This window comes from Mesorhizobium liriopis, assembly GCF_024053505.1.
GTDB classification, from domain to species: Bacteria; Pseudomonadota; Alphaproteobacteria; order Rhizobiales; family Rhizobiaceae; genus Mesorhizobium_B; species Mesorhizobium_B liriopis.
Map to the genome: position 1 here is coordinate 255,695 of NZ_JAMXQS010000008.1, position 17,376 is coordinate 273,070.

Below are 17,376 nucleotides of genomic sequence, written 5' to 3' on the forward strand. Positions count from 1 at the left end.
GCTTTTTGAGGAGAAGCGCGGCGGACCGGCCATCCGGCTGGCGGCCTGCCATTCATAAGGCCGCATGGGGAGGAGAGCATGGCTGATACGGCCACCGGTGCCGCGCCCGACCGCGCGCGCGCAAGCGAACAAGGCGCTGTCGGACGCTTTCTGCAGGCGACCGAAATCGACACCCGCATGCTCGGCATGGTCGGCGCGCTGGTCCTGATCTGGCTCGGCCTGCACTTCCTGTCGGGCGGGCTATTTCTCACCCCGCGCAACCTCTGGAACCTGTCCGTCCAGTCCGCCTCCATCGCCGTCATGGCGACGGGCATGGTGCTCGTCATCGTCACGCGCAATATCGACCTGTCCGTGGGCTCGATCCTCGGCTTCGTCGGCATGATCATGGGCGTGCTGCAGGTGACGATCCTGCCGCAGATGGCAGGCATCGCCCAAGGCAGTCCCGCTCTCTGGATCCTGGCGCTTCTCGCAGGCCTCGGCGTCAGCCTGCTGATCGGTGCGTTCCAGGGCTTCCTCGTCGCCTATCTTTCCATTCCCGCCTTTATCGTCACGCTGGGTGGCCTCCTCGTCTGGCGTGGTGCCGCTTGGTGGGTCACGAGCGGCCAGACGGTGGCGCCGATGAACCCCACCTTTCGCCTGATCGGCGGTGGGCCCGAAGGCTCGATCGGCGCTTTCTGGAGCTGGGTCGTGGGCCTCGCGGCCTGTGCCGCTGTGGCGGTCCTTCTTGCCAATGGGCGACGCCAGCGGCGGCGCTTCAAATTCCCGCAGCGGCCGGTCTGGGCGGAGGTGTTTCTGGGCGCGCTGGCCTGCGTGCTGATCCTCGGCGCGGTCGGCGTCGCCAATTCCTATCCATGGCCCGCTGCCATCGTGCGCCGCTACGCGCAGGCCAACAACCTTTCAGTGCCGGATGGCGGATTGTTCATCGCGCATGGCATCGCGATTCCCGTCCTGATCGCCGTCGCGGTCGGCATCGTCATGACGTTTCTCACGAACCGCACGCGCTTCGGCCGCTACGTCTTCGCCATTGGCGGCAATCCGGAAGCAGCAGCACTTGCCGGCATCAACACGCGCTGGGTGCTGTTGAAGATCTTCGCGCTGATGGGCCTGCTCGCCGGCGTGGCCGCTGCCATCTCCACGGCGCGCCTCAATGCCGCCACCAACGCACAGGGCACGCTGGACGAGCTGCTGACCATCGCCGCAGCCGTGATCGGCGGGACCTCGCTCGCGGGCGGTGCCGGGACCATTGCGGGCGCCATGCTCGGCGCGCTGCTGATGCAATCGCTGCAATCGGGCATGGTGCTTCTCGGCATCGACACGCCCTTGCAGAACATCGTGGTGGGTGCCGTGCTCGTGGTCGCCGTCTGGCTCGACACGCTTTACCGCAAGCGAGCCTGAGAAGGAGAGGGACCATGGACAATCACGCAGCCCCGCTCGTCGAGATGCGCGACATCTCGATCGCATTCGGCGGCATCCGTGCGGTCGATGGGGCGTCGATCGACCTCTATCCCGGTGAGGTCGTCGCACTTCTCGGCCATAACGGTGCCGGCAAATCGACGCTGATCAAGATCCTGTCGGGCGCCTACAAGCGCGATGCCGGCACGATCCTCGTCAATGGTGAAGAGGCGTCGATCGCAAACCCGCGCGACGCCAAGAAATACGGCATCGAGACGATCTACCAGACGCTCGCGCTCGCCGACAATGTCGATGCCGCCGCCAATCTCTTTCTCGGCCGCGAGATCATGACACCCTTCGGCACGCTGGACGATGCCGCGATGGAAGCCAAGGCACGCGAGGTGATGGGGCGGCTCAATCCGCGCTTCCAGCGCTTCAAGGAGCCGGTGGTGAAGCTGTCGGGCGGCCAGCGCCAGTCGGTGGCAATCGCGCGCGCGATCCTTTTCGACGCGCGCATCCTGATCATGGACGAGCCGACGGCGGCGCTCGGACCGCAGGAAACCGCGCAGGTCAGCGAACTCGTGATGCAGCTCAAGAAGGAAGGCATCGGCATCTTCCTGATCAGCCACGACATCCATGATGTGTTCGATCTGGCCGACCGCGTCTGCGTGATGAAGAACGGGCGCGTCGTCGGCACGGCACGGACCAGCGATGTCACGCAGGACGAAGTGCTCGGCATGATCATCCTCGGCAAATGCCCGCCGGGTGCCGTGCCGGGGCCGGGCGCCATGACGCTCGCCGCCTGAACGTCGAACCCTAAAGAAAAAGGCCCCGAAAGGGGCCTTTTCCGTTTGAACCTCGGCTCGGATCAGCAGCGGGCCGTGTAGACGTTGCCGCGGCGATCGCGATAGCGGCAATAGCCCGGATCGGCAGCCTTGCCGATGAGGTAACCGCCGACCGCACCGGCACCTGCGCCGATCAGCGCGCCGGTCGTGTCGCCGGCGATGCCGCCGATCACAGCGCCGCCGACAGCACCAGCCGTCGCAGTCTTTTCGGCCGTGGTGCAGCCGGTCACGCCGAGCGTGGTCACCAGCCCCAGGGCAAGCATGAACTTCTTCATTGAAAACTCCCTCACTTGGATCGTTTTGCCGGTCCAGGCAGATGGTTCACATCTGCCCTCTCGCCAGCCCTCAACGCACCATGTGGCGATTTGTTCAACGCCCGGCAAAAAAGCTCAGATGAAGGTGAAGCCGATGATCCCGGTTCCGATTACGGCAACCGCGAAGGCGCTGATGCGTGCGTAATGCGAGAACCAAAAGGGCGTGCGGGTGGCGGCCGGTTCGTCGTCAGGAAACGATGCCATCGAGAGCCGAGCTGCATGCTCGAAGTTCTGGACTTCAGCGACCATTGGCGTTTCCTCCGCACCGTCTCGTTGTAACGGCATCAGAGATTAACAGTTCCTTATGACCGATTTTTCTCGGCTATCGGTGGAACCCATCTCATTCTTTGGGATTAACAGCGCATGAAGCGGTTGCCGCTGCCTCTCAACCCCCACCCCTCGCGGCACGTTTCTTTTTGAGAACGACGATCCCCCTCCGTCCTTCTCAACCCTCAAAGCCGGTCCCTCGCGGGCCGGCTTTTTCTTTGGTCTCGCGTGAGAAGCAAGGATAGGAAAGAGGCAGGATGCGGTTCAGTCGATCGTGCTGAGGGGGACCGTCAATTCGTATCGCAGCTCGCCTTCACTCATGACGAGCGTGGCGTGTCCGCGAAGCGAAGCGGGCACGACGCGCTCGAGCGTCAAGGTGCCGAAACGCTTCTCGATGCCGTCGAACTCGGCCATCGGCACATCCTCCTGCCAAAGCAGGTTCAGGCTCCGCTCGCCAGCTTCCTCGCTGATGATCTCGGACACGATGTCGACGCGACCATCAGCCTGGCCCAGCGCCCCGTAACTCAAGGAATTCGCGCCCAATTCGTGCAACGCCAACCCGATATGCAGCGCGGCATTGGGGTTGAGATGGAGATCGGGCCCCGCAAAGTCGATCCGCGATTTTCCGGTGGGGAGGTACCGCTCGACCTGGTTGGCCACGAGATCGCGCAACTGGGCGCCGCGCCAGTTGGAAAGCGTCACCAGATCCTGGGAGGCCGCGATCGATTGCAGCCGGCCACGAAACCGGTTCAGAAAACCGTCGATGGACGTGGAAAAGCGACCGGTCTGCGATGCGATGCTCTGGATGATGGCGAGGAGGTTCTTCGACCGATGGCTCACCTCGCGCAGCAACATGTGAAGCGCGCGCTCACGCTGTTTCTGCTCGGTCACATCGACCATGGTCGTCGCAATCGTCTGAACCAGACCTTCTTCATTGCGAAGAGGATCGATCCAGACATTGAACCAATGCGCCACCGGCGACGTAATCTGCAGCTCGCAGAAGCTGGGCTGGCCGTCCTCCAAGGCGCGATGCTTGAGCTCGGTCAGCCGCGCTGCTTCGCTTGCAGGCAGGTAGTCACCATCGTATGCGCCAAGAAGACTGGTCTTCCAAAGGCTCGGGACATTCAGAGCCCACACGATCTTCAGTTCGGTGTTCTGCAGCAGGACAGTCGCGCCGGTATGGCGGGCTGCCAGCGACAGGCTCATTTCAACCGATCGATTTTCCTGCGGCTCCTCTTTCCGATCTTCTGGCCGATCTGCTGGCGACGTTGGAACCAATCGATCCCCCATCATCGGATGCCGCGGAGGCGCGGCATCCTCGGATTGATCATGCGGTCCCATAGTGCCTGACTATGCGCGTCAGGAAGCGCGGCGGAAAAAACCCGCCAGAACGGAAATCACCAGGAAGGCGAGGAAGATGAAAAGCAGCAGTTGCGCGATGCCTGCGGACGCGCCCGCAATGCCGCCGAGACCCAACGCGCCAGCGATGATGGCCACAACCAGAAACACCAATGCCCAGTACAACATGTCCGTGCCTCCTAAGGTTTGTCGGGGAATGAGTTCGAGGAACGGCAGCCGCGACAAAACGTTCCGCCCTCTTCCCCGAGAAGGAGCGGTTGCCACACCTGCGCTGAGACCTGAAAGGCGGAGCGGCTCAGGCCGCCGCCTTCGCCTGCCGATCGAAGAACAGCGCCTGGCTGATCAATGCCTTCACCATGTCCGGATTGAACGGCTTGGTGACAAGGAAAGCCGGTTCCGGTCGCTCGCCGGTCAGCAGGCGCTCCGGGAAAGCCGTGATGAAGATCACCGGCACCGAAGTCGAGGACAGGATCTCGTTCACGGCGTCGATGCCCGACGAACCGTCCGCCAACTGAATGTCGGCCAAGACCATCTTGGGGTGCGCCTTGTTGAACAGCGCGGTCGCCTCCGCATGGGTGCGGGCGACACCGACCACATTGTGGCCGAGGCTTTCCACCATTTCCTCGATGTCCATCGCGATCAGAGGCTCGTCCTCGATGATCATGATGTCCGTCGCGACCTGGCGTGAGATTTCGTTGCTGGCTTCGGTCAGAAGCCTGGAGAATTCTTCCTCGCTCACATCCATGACCTCGGCCGCCTCACGCTCATCGAAGCCTTCGACGGCGACGAGCAGAAAGGCCTGGCGCGGGGCAGGGGCGATGGCCGTCAGGTTGGCTGCCGCGCGCTGCTCCCAGATCGAGGTCGGGGATTCCTGCGGCACACGGATGGCGACCGAGGTGAAAAGCTTGGCGAAGACCTTGTAGAGTGCGATGCGGTCGCTGGAAGCCTTGGGGAAAATGCTGGTATCTGCGATCAGGGCTTCGAGCATCGCGGCAACGAGGGCATCACCGCTGGCCTGAGAACCGGAAACCGCCCGCGAGAAGCGCCGAAGAAAAGGCAGGTGCGGCGCAATAGTGGCGGACAAACTCATATTGGAAATTCTCCCTCAACGCGACTTCAAGCACAGAGCTTCGGGCATGGGGTGCCCTTGGTCCAGCCCCATTGCCCATACACCAAACGCCTTTTCACCTGAATTGTTCCTGAACAAGGAACGAAATCGCGCCCGCACCGTTTGAGGCCGGTTGGGGATCGAATCCAGCCGGGTGAAGTCAACGGGGAGGTTGTACTTCAAGCGCGACCGGTCGGTTTTGTTCCCGACGCATGCTGGCAGAAGATTTCGCCGTTGCCTATGTTTCCCGGAAGGCTGGGCGGCGGTCGATCAGGCGGGATATTCCTGCCTGGTTCGCAGAGCCGGCAAGAGTTGAACAAGGGTGCGCGTCCTTCAGGGTGATTGGGGCCATTGAACGAATGAGCGATGACGAAAAAGGCGTAGCGGATGCCGGCAAGGCGTCCGGCCGCGTCGATCCGCTGGGTACGAACTCGGAGATCGGTCGCAAGCTGCGGCAATACTACGATGAACTGGTGTCCGACGATGTGCCCGACCGCTTCGCGCAACTCCTGAGTCAGCTCGAAGGCGCGGAAACCTCGCGCAAGGAAGGCTGATCCATGGCCGTTTCTCAGGGTTTCAAAAAGGACCTTCTGGGCGCCATCCCGAGCCTTCGTGCCTTCGCCGTATCGCTGTCTCAGAATGCCGACAAGGCCGACGATCTGGTGCAGGAAACGCTGGTCAAGGCGTGGGACAAGCACGAGAGCTTCCAGCCGGGCACCAATCTGAAGGCATGGCTCTTCACCATCCTGCGCAACGAATTCTACTCGCAGATGCGCAAGCGCGGACGCGAGGTGCAGGACAGCGATGGCGTGATGACCGGACGTCTCGCGGTGCACCCCTCGCAGCACGGCATGCTCGATCTCAAGGATTTCCGCGGGGCGCTCGAGCAGCTGCCCGAAGACCAGCGCGAAGCGATCATCCTGATCGGAGCCTCGGGCTTTTCCTACGAGGAAGCGGCCGAAATCTGCGATTGCGCGGTGGGCACGATCAAGAGCCGTGTCAGCCGGGCGCGCACGCGTCTGCAAGATATCCTGAAGATCTCGGGCGATTCCGACTACGGACCGGATGCGATCGCGTCGCAGGTGATGGGGTCGAGCGCGGCCTGACGGTGCTGGCGCAGCCTAAAGCGCTGCGCCATTCCGCCTTTGCCTGCTCTCAAGCGCGCGCGACACGGCACCCAGCAGTTCGTCGCTCGCATAGGGCTTGTTGATCACGGCAACGTCGGGAAACGAGGAAAACGCCTCGTCGGCGTCGCTGTAACCGGATGCAAAGATGAAAGGCACGCTGCGCTCCTTGAGACGCTGTGCGAAAGCGAGGGAAGAAACGCCGCCCAACATGACATCGATGATGGCAACGTCGTATTCACCGAAATCGAAACCGTCGCCTTGCGTTTCGCTGATGCTGCGCAGGATGGAAACGTCGCCCGCTCCGTGATCGCGGCACAGCTGTTCGACATCCATGGCGATCAGGAATTCGTCTTCCAGCAGCAGGACGCGTGCGCCGTCCAGCGCGCCAGTGGTCAAAGCAGAATCACTCCGGTCATGGTGTTGCAGTGGATGGGAGAGCGGATGGGCTGTCATTTAAAAAAGACGTGTTGGCCGGGACGTTCTGGTCGCTCAGCGCCTGAAACGATGAAAGACCGAGAAAAACCGGCTGTGCCGTCCTTTCGTGTCAGGGGATAAGGGACGGAGCGGGCTGGACAGACTGCACAAACCCTCCTGATCCTCTGCGGAAACCGAGCAGCCCAAACCAAGCCGGAGGGGCACCATGGCAACAGACAAATCTCACGCTTCCGCACGCAAGGCGCCGACCAAGGTGGCCGTGAAGCGGGATATCCTCGACATCAACGAAACCGAAAACGGAACCGAAAAGGAGACCATCATGGCAGCCGATCTCGAAGCCGACATCCGCCAGCTGCGCGAAGACGTGGCCGCTCTCGCCAAGCAACTCGCGGCGACCACCCAGCATGGCGCCGGGACAGCCCGCGCAGTGGCGCTTGAGGGCGTCGATCACCTGCGCCTGCAGGGCGAAGCGGCGATCGACGCGCTGCGCAGCAATGCCCGCGATCTCGAAGCCCAGCTGACGAGCTCGGTGCGCGAGAAGCCCGTGACCTCGCTCGCGATCGCAGCCGGCATCGGCTTCCTGTTCGCGCTTTTCACCCGGCGCTGATCCGGCCGGCATCATCAATCGAGAGGGGGCCTGGGCGATGATCAGTATGCTGGGATCGATGATCCTTGGCACGGCTTCGGCCGAAGCCGGTATCGCGGTGAAACGTGCCAAGGCGGCGGTCGCCGCCTATGCCGTGGGCGGCATCCTGCTGATCCTGGGCCTAGGCTTCCTCTTGCTTGCGGCTTACGCCTGGGCCGCGAACCGGTATGGCCCGGTACAGGCAGCACTGGGCTTCGGCGGCGGATTCATTCTCATTGGGGCCGTCTTCATCTTCGCCCACCGCGTTTCATCAACCCGCAAGCGGCGCATCGACGAGGCCCGGCGTGCGGCCGAAGCGCGGAGCCTGGCCACCACGGCTGCGATCTCCTCCCTGCCGACGGCGATCGCAAGCCCGCAGACCGTCCCTTTGATCGGCCTCGCCGGTGCCTTTGCCGTTGGTTACGCGATCTTCCGCGAGAACCGCAGACCCCCCAGGCCCGTGGTTCGCAGGATGCCGCCGCCATCCCCGTTCACCGGAGCGCCTCCGCTCTGAGGCGGCGTCGGCTGCAGCTCGGGCCTGTCTCGTCCGAGCGAGCCTCAATCCTCGATATCAGACCTGTTCAGGCGTCAGGGGAAGCGTGATCGTGGCCTTCACGCCATCGGGCAGGAACTCGTGCTCGACATGGCTGCCCAGAACCTTGCCCAGGCTGCGGCGGATCAGGATCGAACCGAAGCCGTGCTGGTTCGGCTTCTCGACGGCCGGACCGCCGCGTTCTACCCAATCGAGCTGCATCAGCCCAGGCGCGGTGAGACGCCAGCCGAATTCCACATGGCCGCGCGGGACGGACAGGGCGCCGTATTTCAGCGCATTGCTCGCGAGTTCATGAAGGATGAGGCCGAGGCCCAGGGCCTGGTCGGGCGGCAGAACGAGATCGGGGCCCTCGAGACGGATGCGCGGGTTCTTGGCATCATCGAAGGGGCCGACTTCGAGCTTCACCAGATCCAGCATGGCAATGCCGCGCCATTCCTGATCGGACAGAAGATTATGGGCGAGACCCAGCGCCTGCAGGCGCCCCGAGAAGGCATCGAGAAACTCCCGCGGCTTTTTCGCATGCCGCACGGTCTGACTTGCCAGGGCCTGCACGGTCGCAAGCGTGTTCTTCACCCGGTGGTTGATCTCGCGTAGCAAAAGCCTTTGGCGCTCGTCGCCGGCCTTGCGCTCGGTGATGTCGAAATTCACGCCGAACACGAGGAGAGGCTGGCCGCTTTCATCGCGTTCGACCACTCTTCCGCGCGCCGCCAGCCATTGGGGCGGATCGGTGTCGCGGATGCGGTATTCGCCCTCATATTCCCCGGTCGTGCCGATGGCCTCCCGGAACCGCGCACGGCTGACCTTCAGATCGCGGCGGTCGATGGTCGCGAAAAGGGTGCGCGCGCGGATTTCGGTGGCCGGCTCGAACCCAAACAAAGTGGGCAGAAGCGGGTCGCATTCGATGGTGTGGTGGCGGATATCCCAGACCCAGCTCGCAAGGCCGGCCGCCTCGAGTGCGATGCCGCGGCGCTTTTCCTCCCGTGCGAGCGCCAGACTGGCTATCGCGCCCGAGCGCGAGGCGTGCTTAAGCGAAAACAGGCTCGACGCAAGCCCGGCCAAGCCGCGCAGCTGATCGAGAACGGCATCTTCGACCGACGCGAGAGGTTCGAAGCCGTAGGCCGCCAAAGTGCCGATTCGAAACCCGTCCACGACCACCGGAATGCCGACATAGGACCGTATATGCGGCTCGCCGACGACGTGAGTGTTGTCGAGGAAGCGCGCGTCCTCATGGGTGTCGCCGACCATGAGAATCTCGCCTAGAGCCAGAGTGTAGGCGCAGAACGAGGTTTCGACCGGCGTTTCCTTCAGCTCCGCGCCGAAACAGGCGCTGAACCATTGGCGGCTGTCGTCCATGACGCTGACAACCGCGACCGGCAGCTTCAGGAGATGGGCGACCGCTGCGGCGAGTATCTGGAAATCATTATCGCCCGAGCTATCCATGAGCTGCAGCGAGCGCAGCGCCTCCAGTCGAGCGCTGTCACCGATGATGCCGGCGACCGAGGCTGGCAAGTGTTTCGAAGATATGTCTATCGCAAGCGACAAGTCTCGCCGATCCCTGGAAGTTGTGGCGCTGTTTCAGTGTTCCGAAGAGTGGCGTGGTAACGGACGGAACCTGTGTCGTGCAAGCGCATTCCAATCACAAGTTTCGGCCCCCAACGGCCTCCCATCGTGAAGGAAGCGGATATGTCCAAGATTGTGAACGAAGAACGCGCGCGCCAGGGCCGTCGGGGATCCACTGTGCTGATCATTCTCGTGGTGGCGCTCATTCTGGCGGCGATCGGCTGGTTCGCGGTCGAATATTACGGCCAGAGCATCGACAACCAGCCGACCCAGCTCGACACAGCGAACTGACGATCCTCGCAGGGCGCGGTCAGGCCTCCTTCGGGAGGCCTTTTCGTATGTGTCGCCGACAGTCCCGAATGCACCCAACGGAAGCCACAAAACTTGGCAGGCCGATCCGAACAAAGGAACCTATGCAGCGTCGATGTGTTTGTAAAAGGTAGTCGCCGCGCCGGGCAGGCCCTGCAACGGTTGCCCTAGACGCGGCGGTGCATCCCATTCAAGCATGACAATGCACAAGGAGAGCTTATCATGATCCGCAAGCTTTTGGCCACAACAGCCTTCGCCACCGTGCTCGCAACCGGCGCATTCGCGCAGGAGGCCACCACGCCTGCTCCGGCAGCACCGGCTGCCACTGAAGCCACCACGCCTGCCGTCGGCACGGCCGAAGGTCATCTCGCCACCAACCTCATCGGCGAGAACGTCTATAACGGCACCGCCGAGAACGCCGAGAAGATCGGCGACGTGAACGATCTGGTTCTCAGCGATTCCGGTCAGATCGAGTCCGTCGTGGTCGGCGTCGGCGGGTTCCTCGGCATCGGCGAAAAGAACGTCGCGCTGAACTACAAGGACTTGTCCTGGAACGAGCGCAACGGCGACCGCTGGCTGGTGACCGCCTCGACGAAGGACGCTCTGCAGGCTCTGCCGGCATTCGATCGCGCCGCTTATGACGCGAAGCCTGCGAACACTGCACAGAACACCGATGCTTCCGGCTCGTCGACCACTGCGATGGCGCCGGCTACCACGGCTCAGCCTGCCGCTCCGGCGACCGACTCGGCGGCCAATGCGACCAACACCACCAACAACATGGCCGCGACGCCCGACCAGACCCAGACCGCTGCGATCGATCGCTCGACGCTGAAGGAAGTGCCGGCCGACAAGCTGACGGCTGACAACCTCGTCGGCACCACCGTTTACGGCGCGAACGATCAGAATGTCGGCGAGATCAGCGATATCGTCCTGACGGCCGACGGCAAGGTCGATGCCGTGCTGATCGACGTCGGCGGCTTCCTCGGGATGGGTGCGAAGACGGTCGCGGTCGGCATGGACAAGCTGTCCTTCATGCAGGACGGCAGCGACAACCGCTACCTCTACACCAACTTCACGAAGGAGCAGTTGGAAGCTCAGACGGCTTACGACGCCGGCACCTATGCGACCAACCGTGACGCCCAGCGTCTGACCGTGCAGTAAGACTTCTTCGTCTTATCGATCCTTGGTCGGATCGGAGGCCCGTGCCGCTCCTGCGGCGCGGGCTTTTTTGTTGTCTTGCGTCCAAAAAGGCGACAGTCCATTCGTCATCCGAGACATGAACATCGTGGCTCGGTTCGCCATATCAAGAGCCGACAAGCGCCGCATCAGGCGGCGCTCCAGGAGAATACCGCGATGACCGACACGACGATCGGCGGGCTGATCCAAGGCCTGCACCACGTCACGCTGATGGCAAAGGATGCGCGCCGCAACAACCGTTTCTACACGGAAGTTCTCGGCCTGCGCCGCGTCAAGCAGACGGTGAATTTCGACGCGCCCGATGTCTACCATCTCTACTATGCCGATGGCGCGGGCACGCCCGGCACGGTGATGACGTTCTTCCCCTTTCCGAACATCGCGCGCGGCACGACAGGTGTGGGCGCGGCATCGCGCACGAGCTTTTCCGTGCCCGCCGGCAGCCTTGCCTTCTGGCGCGACAGGCTGGCGGCCGAAGGGATCGAAGTGGAGGACACTTTGCGCTTCGGTGAAGCGGGGATCGAGTTCGCAGGCCCCGACGGCGAGGGCTTGTCGCTTGTGGAGCGCGCCGATGATCCGCGAGAGCCGTGGACCGGCAACGGGGTGGCAGCGGATATCGCCATTCGCGGCTTCCACGGCATCACGCTTCTCTTGCGCAAGGCCGAAGGCATTTCCGCCATCCTCCAATTCATGGGCTATCGCGAGGGGGGGCAGGACGGAAATATCACGCGGTTCGTCAGGGATGGCGGCAACGGCGCGAATATTATCGATCTGGAAGAGAGCGCGGACGCGCCGTTCACACGGCAGGGTGCCGGCTCGGTGCATCATGTCGCCTTCGCCGTCGAGAATGCCGAGGCGCAGGCCAAGGTGCGCGATGCGCTGGTGGCACTCGGCGCGCAGGTGACGCCGTCGATCGACCGCGATTATTTCCGCGCCATCTATTTCCGCACCCCGGCGGGCGTGTTGTTCGAGGTGGCGACCAACGATCCGGGTTTTGCGCGGGACGAAGACCCGGCGCATCTGGGCGAAGCGCTGAAGCTGCCGAGCCAGCATGAGCATCTGCGGGCCATCCTCGAAAAGCAGCTGCAACCGCTCGAAGACAGGCCGCTCGGCACGTCCGCGCGCGGCGACGGGGAGGACATGGCATGAGCGAGGTTTCTTATCGCTTTCTCGAAGCCGACGCAGCGCCCGGCGCGCCGCTTCTCGTTCTCTGCCACGGCACGGGCGGCGGGCCGAACGAAATGCTGGGGCTCGGCCGCGCTGTCTTGGGGGGCGCCGCGATGGTCGCACCTGCGGGCGATGTGTCCGAGGGCGGTGCCGCACGCTTCTTCCGACGCACGGGCGAGGGTGTCTACGACATGGACGACCTCGCACGCGGGACGGCCAAGATGGTGGGGTTCATCGAGGATCAGAAGGCGCGACGCGGCGCTTCGGCCGTGATCGGTCTGGGCTACTCGAACGGGGCGAACATCCTTGCTTCGAGCTTCTTCGCCAAGTCGTCGCTCTTCGAGGCGCTGGTGCTTCTGCATCCGCTCATCCCCTTCGCGCCCGAATGGGGCGAGAGCGCCTCGAGCCGCAGGGTGCTGGTCACGGCCGGCGAGCGCGATCCCATCTGCCCGCCGGCGCTGACCCACCGGCTCGTGTCATGGCTCGAAGAGGCCGGTGCCGATGTGACAGCTGAGTGGCATCCCGGCGGGCACGAGCTGCGGCAAAGCGAGATCGATGCCGTGTCGCGCTTTCTCTCACCTTTCGCCGGCGCCGAGACCGGCACCGAGACTGGCATCGAGCGGGAAGAAAGCGGCACGCGTGGCCGCTATCGCATGGCAGCGGGCAAGGGGCAGTGGGCGGAGCTGACCTATGGCCGGAGTGATGCCGGCGAAATGGTGATCGACCACACTTTCGTGCCGCCGGTCGCGCGCGGCAAGGGGCTGGCCGAGAAGCTGACACTGCGCGCCGTCGCGGATGCTCGCGCGGAAGGCCTGACGGTCGTGCCGCTCTGCTCATATGTCGCCGCGCAGTTCCGGCGCCATCCCGAATGGAGCGACCTCCTCCGAGGCTAACACGAACGACTCACGGAACCGAGAGGTTACGGTTTCGTTACAGGTCCCGCGCAGCGAAGCGCGGGGCCGATACGGTTCTCGTTTAGCTGTGCCGCCGTGCCTAACCGAAGCAGACCGCCGAGCGACACGACCATGCCTCTTTTCGCGAACTCATCCGCCATCCAGACGCCGTCCCGGAACGCCGCGTGCACGCGTCGCCGCGAGCAGCCTCTCGTTCTGGCCGTGCTTCTTCTTTCGGTGGTGGTCGCAGGGCTGGCGTTCTTTTCGGCTTCCGGATCCTCGGCCTTCGCCGCTGTCTCCTCGATCTATGCCGATATCGCGCCGCTGACGGTTTCGCAGAACGTGGAGACCGGCCGTGGCGCCCGCGTGACCGAGCTCACGGCGGAGGAGGCCTGCCGCGGCCAGGCCTGGGGGCGGGAAACCATGACCTGCCTTTCGACCATCTCACGCGAATCTGGCACGCATCTGATCCGACCAACCCGCATCATCGTCGCGGGGCCCGAGCTTCAGCCGCAAACCCCGAACGTGTACTGATTGGACGGTCGGGTCTAGTCGCCCGCCTGCGCCAGCACACTGCGGACATCGAGCGTCGAGAACGGCTTCTCCAGCACCAGCGGGCGCATTCCGTGAGGCAGCCGATCGATCTCCGCCCGGGCGCCCAGGAGATCGCCTGTCACCAGCACGAAGCGGCTGGCAAGGTCCGGTCGCTTCTCGACCACTGCACGGAAGATCGAGGCGCCATCCGCGCAAGGCATGCGCAAGTCGCTGAAGATCAGATCGGTGGGCTCCCGCAGCATATCCTCCGCACTGGTCCACGTGGCCGTCGCGCGCGCTTTCACGCCCATCAATTCGAGAATATCGGCGAGTGAGCTTGCCACATCCGGCTCGTCGTCAATGATCAGCGCATGGCGCAACTCGCGCCTCGGCGCTTCCGGCGTCTGGGCACCTTGCGCGGTCTGGGCGAGGGCGGGCAGTTCCACGACGAAGCGCGCCCCATGCGGCTCGGCGTCCTCCAGCCGCACCGTGCCGTGATGACGCTCCACGATCGAGCGCGAGATCGACAGGCCGATGCCGGTGCCGACGCCGACCGGCTTGGTGGTGAAATAGGATTCGAAGATGCGGTCCTTGATGGCATCGGCCACGCCGGGTCCACTATCTTCCACCGCGAAACCGCAGACGGAATCCTTGCGGAAGGTTCTGACCTTGATGCGCCGTTCGCCGCTCCGTCCGGCCAGCGCGTGCTGGCTGTTGACCAGGAAATTCGCCACCACCTGCGTGAGGTGATCGGCGTCACCTTTCACCAGAAGGCGTTCGCCGGCCAGGTCCGTGTCGATGGAGATCCCGCTCGAACGTGCGCCGTAGGCGGTCACTTCGAGGGCCGCGCGCACCACGGTGTTCAGGTCGGTGTCCGATTGCTCGGGCGGTCGCAGGCGCACCATGCCGAGGAAGCTTTTCACGATCCGTCCGCAGCGCTCGGCCGCCGCCCGCACCTTTTCCGCGCGCAATTTGGTTTGCGGATCGCCCGCGAATTCGTGCAGCAACGTCGATTGCGCCACGACCACGGCGAGCGGATTGTTGAGCTCGTGGCTGACGCCGGCCAGAAGCGAGCCCATCGCCGCCATCTTCTCGTTCTGGTGCAGCCGCTCGCGATGGCGCGTGATCTCGTCCTCTGCCGCGCGTTGCGGGCGCAGGTCGCGGATGGAACCCAGCATCAGGCGGCGGTCCGCGACGCGCACCTCGGATGCGGTCAATTCGATCGGGAAGATTTCGCCGTCCGAATTGCTCGTCACCGTTTCCATGCGCCGCCCGAGCATCGGTGCGCCCCGGCCCGACATATATTCGCCGCCCGTCGCGTAGCCCTTGCGGTAGAAAGGCGGCACCACGGTATGCAGCAGGTCCTTGCCCAGAACCTGCTGTTTGGAAAAGCCGAACATCTTCTCGGCCGCCGGGTTGAACTCGATGATGCTGCCGGTCTCGTCGATGACGATCACGGCATCGAGCGAGGCCTGGATGAGTGCCGTGCGAATGACCTCGCTCACATGCGCGTCCGACGAGGAGCGCTCGGCAGCCTCGCCGATGATGTTGGCAATCAGCTCCACGGAACCCAGTTCGTCCGCCGTCCAATCGCGCTCATGGAGGCAGTCGTTGAGACCGAGCGAGCCCCAGAGATGGCCATTCGCGAAGATGGGGAAGCCGAGCACGGATTTGACGCTTTGGCGGCGCAGGTCCTCGCCGAGATAGCCGGGCACGTCGCGCACCATGGCGACAAAGGGAATGCCGTGCCGGCTCTGCGTGGAGAGATGCTGCAGATAAGGGTCGGTCGCGACCACCCCTTGCGGGATCTCCGTCGGCTTCGCCTCGGCGCCGGGCACATCCGGGTTCGACCAGATCGCTTCGATGGACTGGATGAAGACGTGGTCGTCGGTTTCCTGAAATCGGAAAAGCACGATGCGGTGCACGCCGAGCACGCGGCCGAAGCGACCGAGCGCGTCGCCCAGATCGGTCCGCCAGCTGTCGCGGCGCAGATGGCGGGCGAGGGCTGCCGTGGCAGCCGTGAGGCCGCCACCGGATTCACGTGCTGAAATCCCCTCCACCATGCACACCGTCCCATCGCGCCGCCGCTCCCGGCACCTTGATGGTGCTCTTGAAGAATGATGCGGATCGGCCGCTTACATAACGGAAGGTCGAGAGAAAAGCCCGCGAAATTCGACCGGCACTTTCGCCTTCACTGGAATGGCGGTTTCACGTGAGCGCGAAGATATAACCTTCGCCGCGCACCGTGCGCAGAAAACGCGGGGTCGCCGGATCGTCCTCGATCTTCTTGCGCAGCCGCATGATGCGGATGTCGAGCGCGCGCGACGTGTCCTTCTCGTCATCCAGCCCGACGGCCTGCAGCACCGCGGCGCGGCTCAAGAGCCGGTTGGGACGCGCCAGAAACACTTCGAGTACGTCGAACTCGCTTTTCGCCAGTTCCACCGTGCCGTCCGGCCCGATCACGCGCCGGCCTTCGAGATCGGCCTCGAAGGCGCCGAAGCGAATCGTGCGCCGTGTGGTTTCCCTGCCATCTCTCTCAGGTGCTGCCGCCGCCTCGGCGGGGACCCGGCGCAGCACGCTGCGGACGCGCGCCAGAAGCTCGCGCAGGTCATAGGGTTTCACGAGATAATCGTCGCCGCCGAGTTCCAGGCCCACGATGCGGTCGAGCGAGGTGCCGGCGGCGGTGGCGAAGATCAGCCCGAGCGGCATCTGTCCGCGCAGCCAGCGGCCGAGCGAAAGCCCGTCTTCGCCCGGCATGGCGATGTCGAGAATGGCGAGATGGAAGGCCTGCGTGGCGGCAAGTTTGCGCATGGCGGCGGCGTCTTCGGCCATTTCCACGTCATAGCCGTTCGCCGTCAGATATTCGGCGACCGCTTCCCGAAGATCGGGCTCGTCTTCAACAACGGCGATCCGCGCGCGCATGTTTTTCTCGCTTCCCTTGGGGAAAGAAAGTAATTCGGGCATTGAAGAGGTGTCCAGAGTGGGTTGCTGGTTTCTTTGTTCAGCAAAAAGGATGGGATGAAGCGCGCGGTCGTCGCCTTGGTGGGGTGGGAGAACGAAACCGGCACCGTGATGGGCGACCATCTCGAACGCCGCGGCTTCGTGCTTCGTGCCGAGGCCGAAGCGCTGATGGCGTCGCGGCTGATCGAGAAGGACAAGCCCGACATCGTCGTGCTCGGCCCCACGCTTGCGCGCACAGCCCTTCTCGATCTCCTCGCGCAGGCGAGCGATCCGCAGGCGCCGTTCTTCGTGGTCGTGGCGCGCTCAGGCGATCTCGTGGAGCGTGTGCTGGCGCTCGAGGCCGGGGCCTCCGACATCATCGAGCCCCACATCGCCCCGCGCGAATTCGCGGCGCGCATCAGCGGGCTTGCCCATCGGCGGGGTTTAAGGCGCGGCGAGCTGATCATGCTAGAGCGCGCGACCGTGGATCTGAGCGCGGCACTCGTGATGCATCATTCGGGCCGCGAGGAGCAGCTTTCGCCGGGTCAGGTGACGCTGCTCCGCCTGTTCGCCGCGCGGCCCCGCAGCGTGCTGTCGCGCGAGGAGATCATCGCGACGGCTCCGGCCGAGGACACGGATGCCTTCGACCGCTCGATCGACTCGCGCATCGCGCGGCTGCGGCGCAAGCTCGACACGGACACCATCGCGACCGTGCGCGGCAGCGGCTACCGCTTCGACCCGCCGGGCCGCTGAA

21 protein-coding genes are annotated in these 17,376 nt (G+C 64.1%); 12 read left to right on the forward strand and 9 right to left on the reverse strand.

Annotated features, from left to right (window positions below):
• Window positions 1-78: 78 nt before the first annotated feature.
• Window positions 79-1,395 (forward strand): sugar ABC transporter permease, encoded by a 1,317-nt coding sequence (locus tag NGM99_RS17570; RefSeq protein ID WP_252821309.1) that lies wholly within the window; start codon window positions 79-81, stop codon window positions 1,393-1,395.
• Between the two features lie 14 nt (window positions 1,396-1,409).
• Entirely contained in the window at window positions 1,410-2,198 is a 789-nt protein-coding gene (locus tag NGM99_RS17575; RefSeq protein WP_252821311.1) for an ATP-binding cassette domain-containing protein, read from the forward strand.
• Between the two features lie 62 nt (window positions 2,199-2,260).
• Here NGM99_RS17575 and NGM99_RS17580 read toward each other — a convergent pair whose 3' ends face one another.
• The 5 genes from NGM99_RS17580 to NGM99_RS17600 form a co-directional block, all read right to left on the reverse strand.
• The gene (locus NGM99_RS17580; RefSeq protein ID WP_252821313.1) at window positions 2,261-2,512 is read right to left on the reverse strand and encodes a YMGG-like glycine zipper-containing protein; all 252 of its coding nucleotides are present in this window, start codon (window positions 2,510-2,512) and stop codon (window positions 2,261-2,263) included.
• 114 nt (window positions 2,513-2,626) lie between these two features.
• The gene (locus tag NGM99_RS17585) at window positions 2,627-2,800 is read right to left on the reverse strand and encodes a hypothetical protein (RefSeq protein WP_252821315.1); all 174 of its coding nucleotides are present in this window, start codon (window positions 2,798-2,800) and stop codon (window positions 2,627-2,629) included.
• A gap of 282 nt (window positions 2,801-3,082) precedes the next feature.
• Window positions 3,083-4,024, reverse strand: a complete 942-nt coding sequence (locus NGM99_RS17590; RefSeq protein ID WP_252821317.1) for a PAS domain-containing sensor histidine kinase — start codon at window positions 4,022-4,024, stop codon at window positions 3,083-3,085.
• Window positions 4,025-4,177: 153 nt separating this feature from the next.
• Entirely contained in the window at window positions 4,178-4,345 is a 168-nt protein-coding gene (locus NGM99_RS17595) for a DUF1328 family protein (RefSeq protein WP_252821559.1), read from the reverse strand.
• Window positions 4,346-4,472: 127 nt separating this feature from the next.
• Complete coding sequence (locus NGM99_RS17600; RefSeq protein ID WP_252821319.1) at window positions 4,473-5,267, reverse strand: response regulator; 795 nt, start codon at window positions 5,265-5,267, stop codon at window positions 4,473-4,475.
• A 377-nt stretch (window positions 5,268-5,644) separates the two neighbouring features.
• Between NGM99_RS17600 and NGM99_RS17605 the strand changes: the two genes are divergently transcribed.
• A complete protein-coding gene (locus NGM99_RS17605; protein ID WP_252821321.1) occupies window positions 5,645-5,839 on the forward strand; it encodes a NepR family anti-sigma factor in 195 nt (64 codons plus the stop codon).
• Window positions 5,840-5,842: 3 nt separating this feature from the next.
• Window positions 5,843-6,391, forward strand: a complete 549-nt coding sequence (locus tag NGM99_RS17610) for a sigma-70 family RNA polymerase sigma factor (RefSeq protein WP_252821323.1) — start codon at window positions 5,843-5,845, stop codon at window positions 6,389-6,391.
• A 15-nt stretch (window positions 6,392-6,406) separates the two neighbouring features.
• Here NGM99_RS17610 and NGM99_RS17615 read toward each other — a convergent pair whose 3' ends face one another.
• Window positions 6,407-6,808: a response regulator gene (locus NGM99_RS17615; protein ID WP_252821325.1), complete on the reverse strand. Its 402-nt coding sequence runs from the start codon at window positions 6,806-6,808 to the stop codon at window positions 6,407-6,409.
• Window positions 6,809-7,166: 358 nt separating this feature from the next.
• Between NGM99_RS17615 and NGM99_RS17620 the strand changes: the two genes are divergently transcribed.
• Together NGM99_RS17620 and NGM99_RS17625 are read left to right on the forward strand one after the other, a co-directional pair.
• The gene (locus NGM99_RS17620; RefSeq protein WP_252821561.1) at window positions 7,167-7,454 is read left to right on the forward strand and encodes an ElaB/YgaM/YqjD family protein; all 288 of its coding nucleotides are present in this window, start codon (window positions 7,167-7,169) and stop codon (window positions 7,452-7,454) included.
• A gap of 37 nt (window positions 7,455-7,491) precedes the next feature.
• Entirely contained in the window at window positions 7,492-7,986 is a 495-nt protein-coding gene (locus NGM99_RS17625) for a hypothetical protein (protein ID WP_252821327.1), read from the forward strand.
• A gap of 57 nt (window positions 7,987-8,043) precedes the next feature.
• Here NGM99_RS17625 and NGM99_RS17630 read toward each other — a convergent pair whose 3' ends face one another.
• On the reverse strand, window positions 8,044-9,534 hold the full coding sequence (locus tag NGM99_RS17630) for a sensor histidine kinase (RefSeq protein WP_252821329.1): 1,491 nt from the start codon (window positions 9,532-9,534) through the stop codon (window positions 8,044-8,046).
• Between the two features lie 174 nt (window positions 9,535-9,708).
• Between NGM99_RS17630 and NGM99_RS17635 the strand changes: the two genes are divergently transcribed.
• The 5 genes from NGM99_RS17635 to NGM99_RS17660 all read left to right on the forward strand — a co-directional run bounded on the left by NGM99_RS17635 (window position 9,709) and on the right by NGM99_RS17660 (window position 13,682).
• Window positions 9,709-9,876, forward strand: a complete 168-nt coding sequence (locus tag NGM99_RS17635) for a hypothetical protein (protein WP_252821331.1) — start codon at window positions 9,709-9,711, stop codon at window positions 9,874-9,876.
• Window positions 9,877-10,116: 240 nt separating this feature from the next.
• Window positions 10,117-11,055: a PRC-barrel domain-containing protein gene (locus tag NGM99_RS17640; protein ID WP_252821333.1), complete on the forward strand. Its 939-nt coding sequence runs from the start codon at window positions 10,117-10,119 to the stop codon at window positions 11,053-11,055.
• Between the two features lie 192 nt (window positions 11,056-11,247).
• On the forward strand, window positions 11,248-12,237 hold the full coding sequence (locus NGM99_RS17645; protein ID WP_289852536.1) for a ring-cleaving dioxygenase: 990 nt from the start codon (window positions 11,248-11,250) through the stop codon (window positions 12,235-12,237).
• Window positions 12,234-13,148, forward strand: coding sequence for an N-acetyltransferase (locus NGM99_RS21815; RefSeq protein ID WP_353937435.1), 915 nt, complete (start codon window positions 12,234-12,236; stop codon window positions 13,146-13,148). Before NGM99_RS17645 ends, NGM99_RS21815 begins: the two co-directional genes overlap by 4 nt.
• A gap of 132 nt (window positions 13,149-13,280) precedes the next feature.
• The gene (locus tag NGM99_RS17660) at window positions 13,281-13,682 is read left to right on the forward strand and encodes a hypothetical protein (RefSeq protein ID WP_252821335.1); all 402 of its coding nucleotides are present in this window, start codon (window positions 13,281-13,283) and stop codon (window positions 13,680-13,682) included.
• A gap of 14 nt (window positions 13,683-13,696) precedes the next feature.
• Here NGM99_RS17660 and NGM99_RS17665 read toward each other — a convergent pair whose 3' ends face one another.
• Window positions 13,697-15,745 carry an ATP-binding protein gene (locus NGM99_RS17665; RefSeq protein WP_252821337.1) on the reverse strand — a complete coding sequence of 683 codons (2,049 nt, stop codon included), beginning with the start codon at window positions 15,743-15,745 and terminating at the stop codon, window positions 13,697-13,699.
• A 145-nt stretch (window positions 15,746-15,890) separates the two neighbouring features.
• Window positions 15,891-16,604, reverse strand: coding sequence for a response regulator (locus NGM99_RS17670; protein WP_252821339.1), 714 nt, complete (start codon window positions 16,602-16,604; stop codon window positions 15,891-15,893).
• Window positions 16,605-16,700: 96 nt separating this feature from the next.
• On the opposite strand from NGM99_RS17670, the gene NGM99_RS17675 reads away from it, so the two are divergent.
• Window positions 16,701-17,375 carry a response regulator transcription factor gene (locus NGM99_RS17675; RefSeq protein WP_252821341.1) on the forward strand — a complete coding sequence of 225 codons (675 nt, stop codon included), beginning with the start codon at window positions 16,701-16,703 and terminating at the stop codon, window positions 17,373-17,375.
• The last annotated feature ends 1 nt before the right edge of the window (window position 17,376 follow it).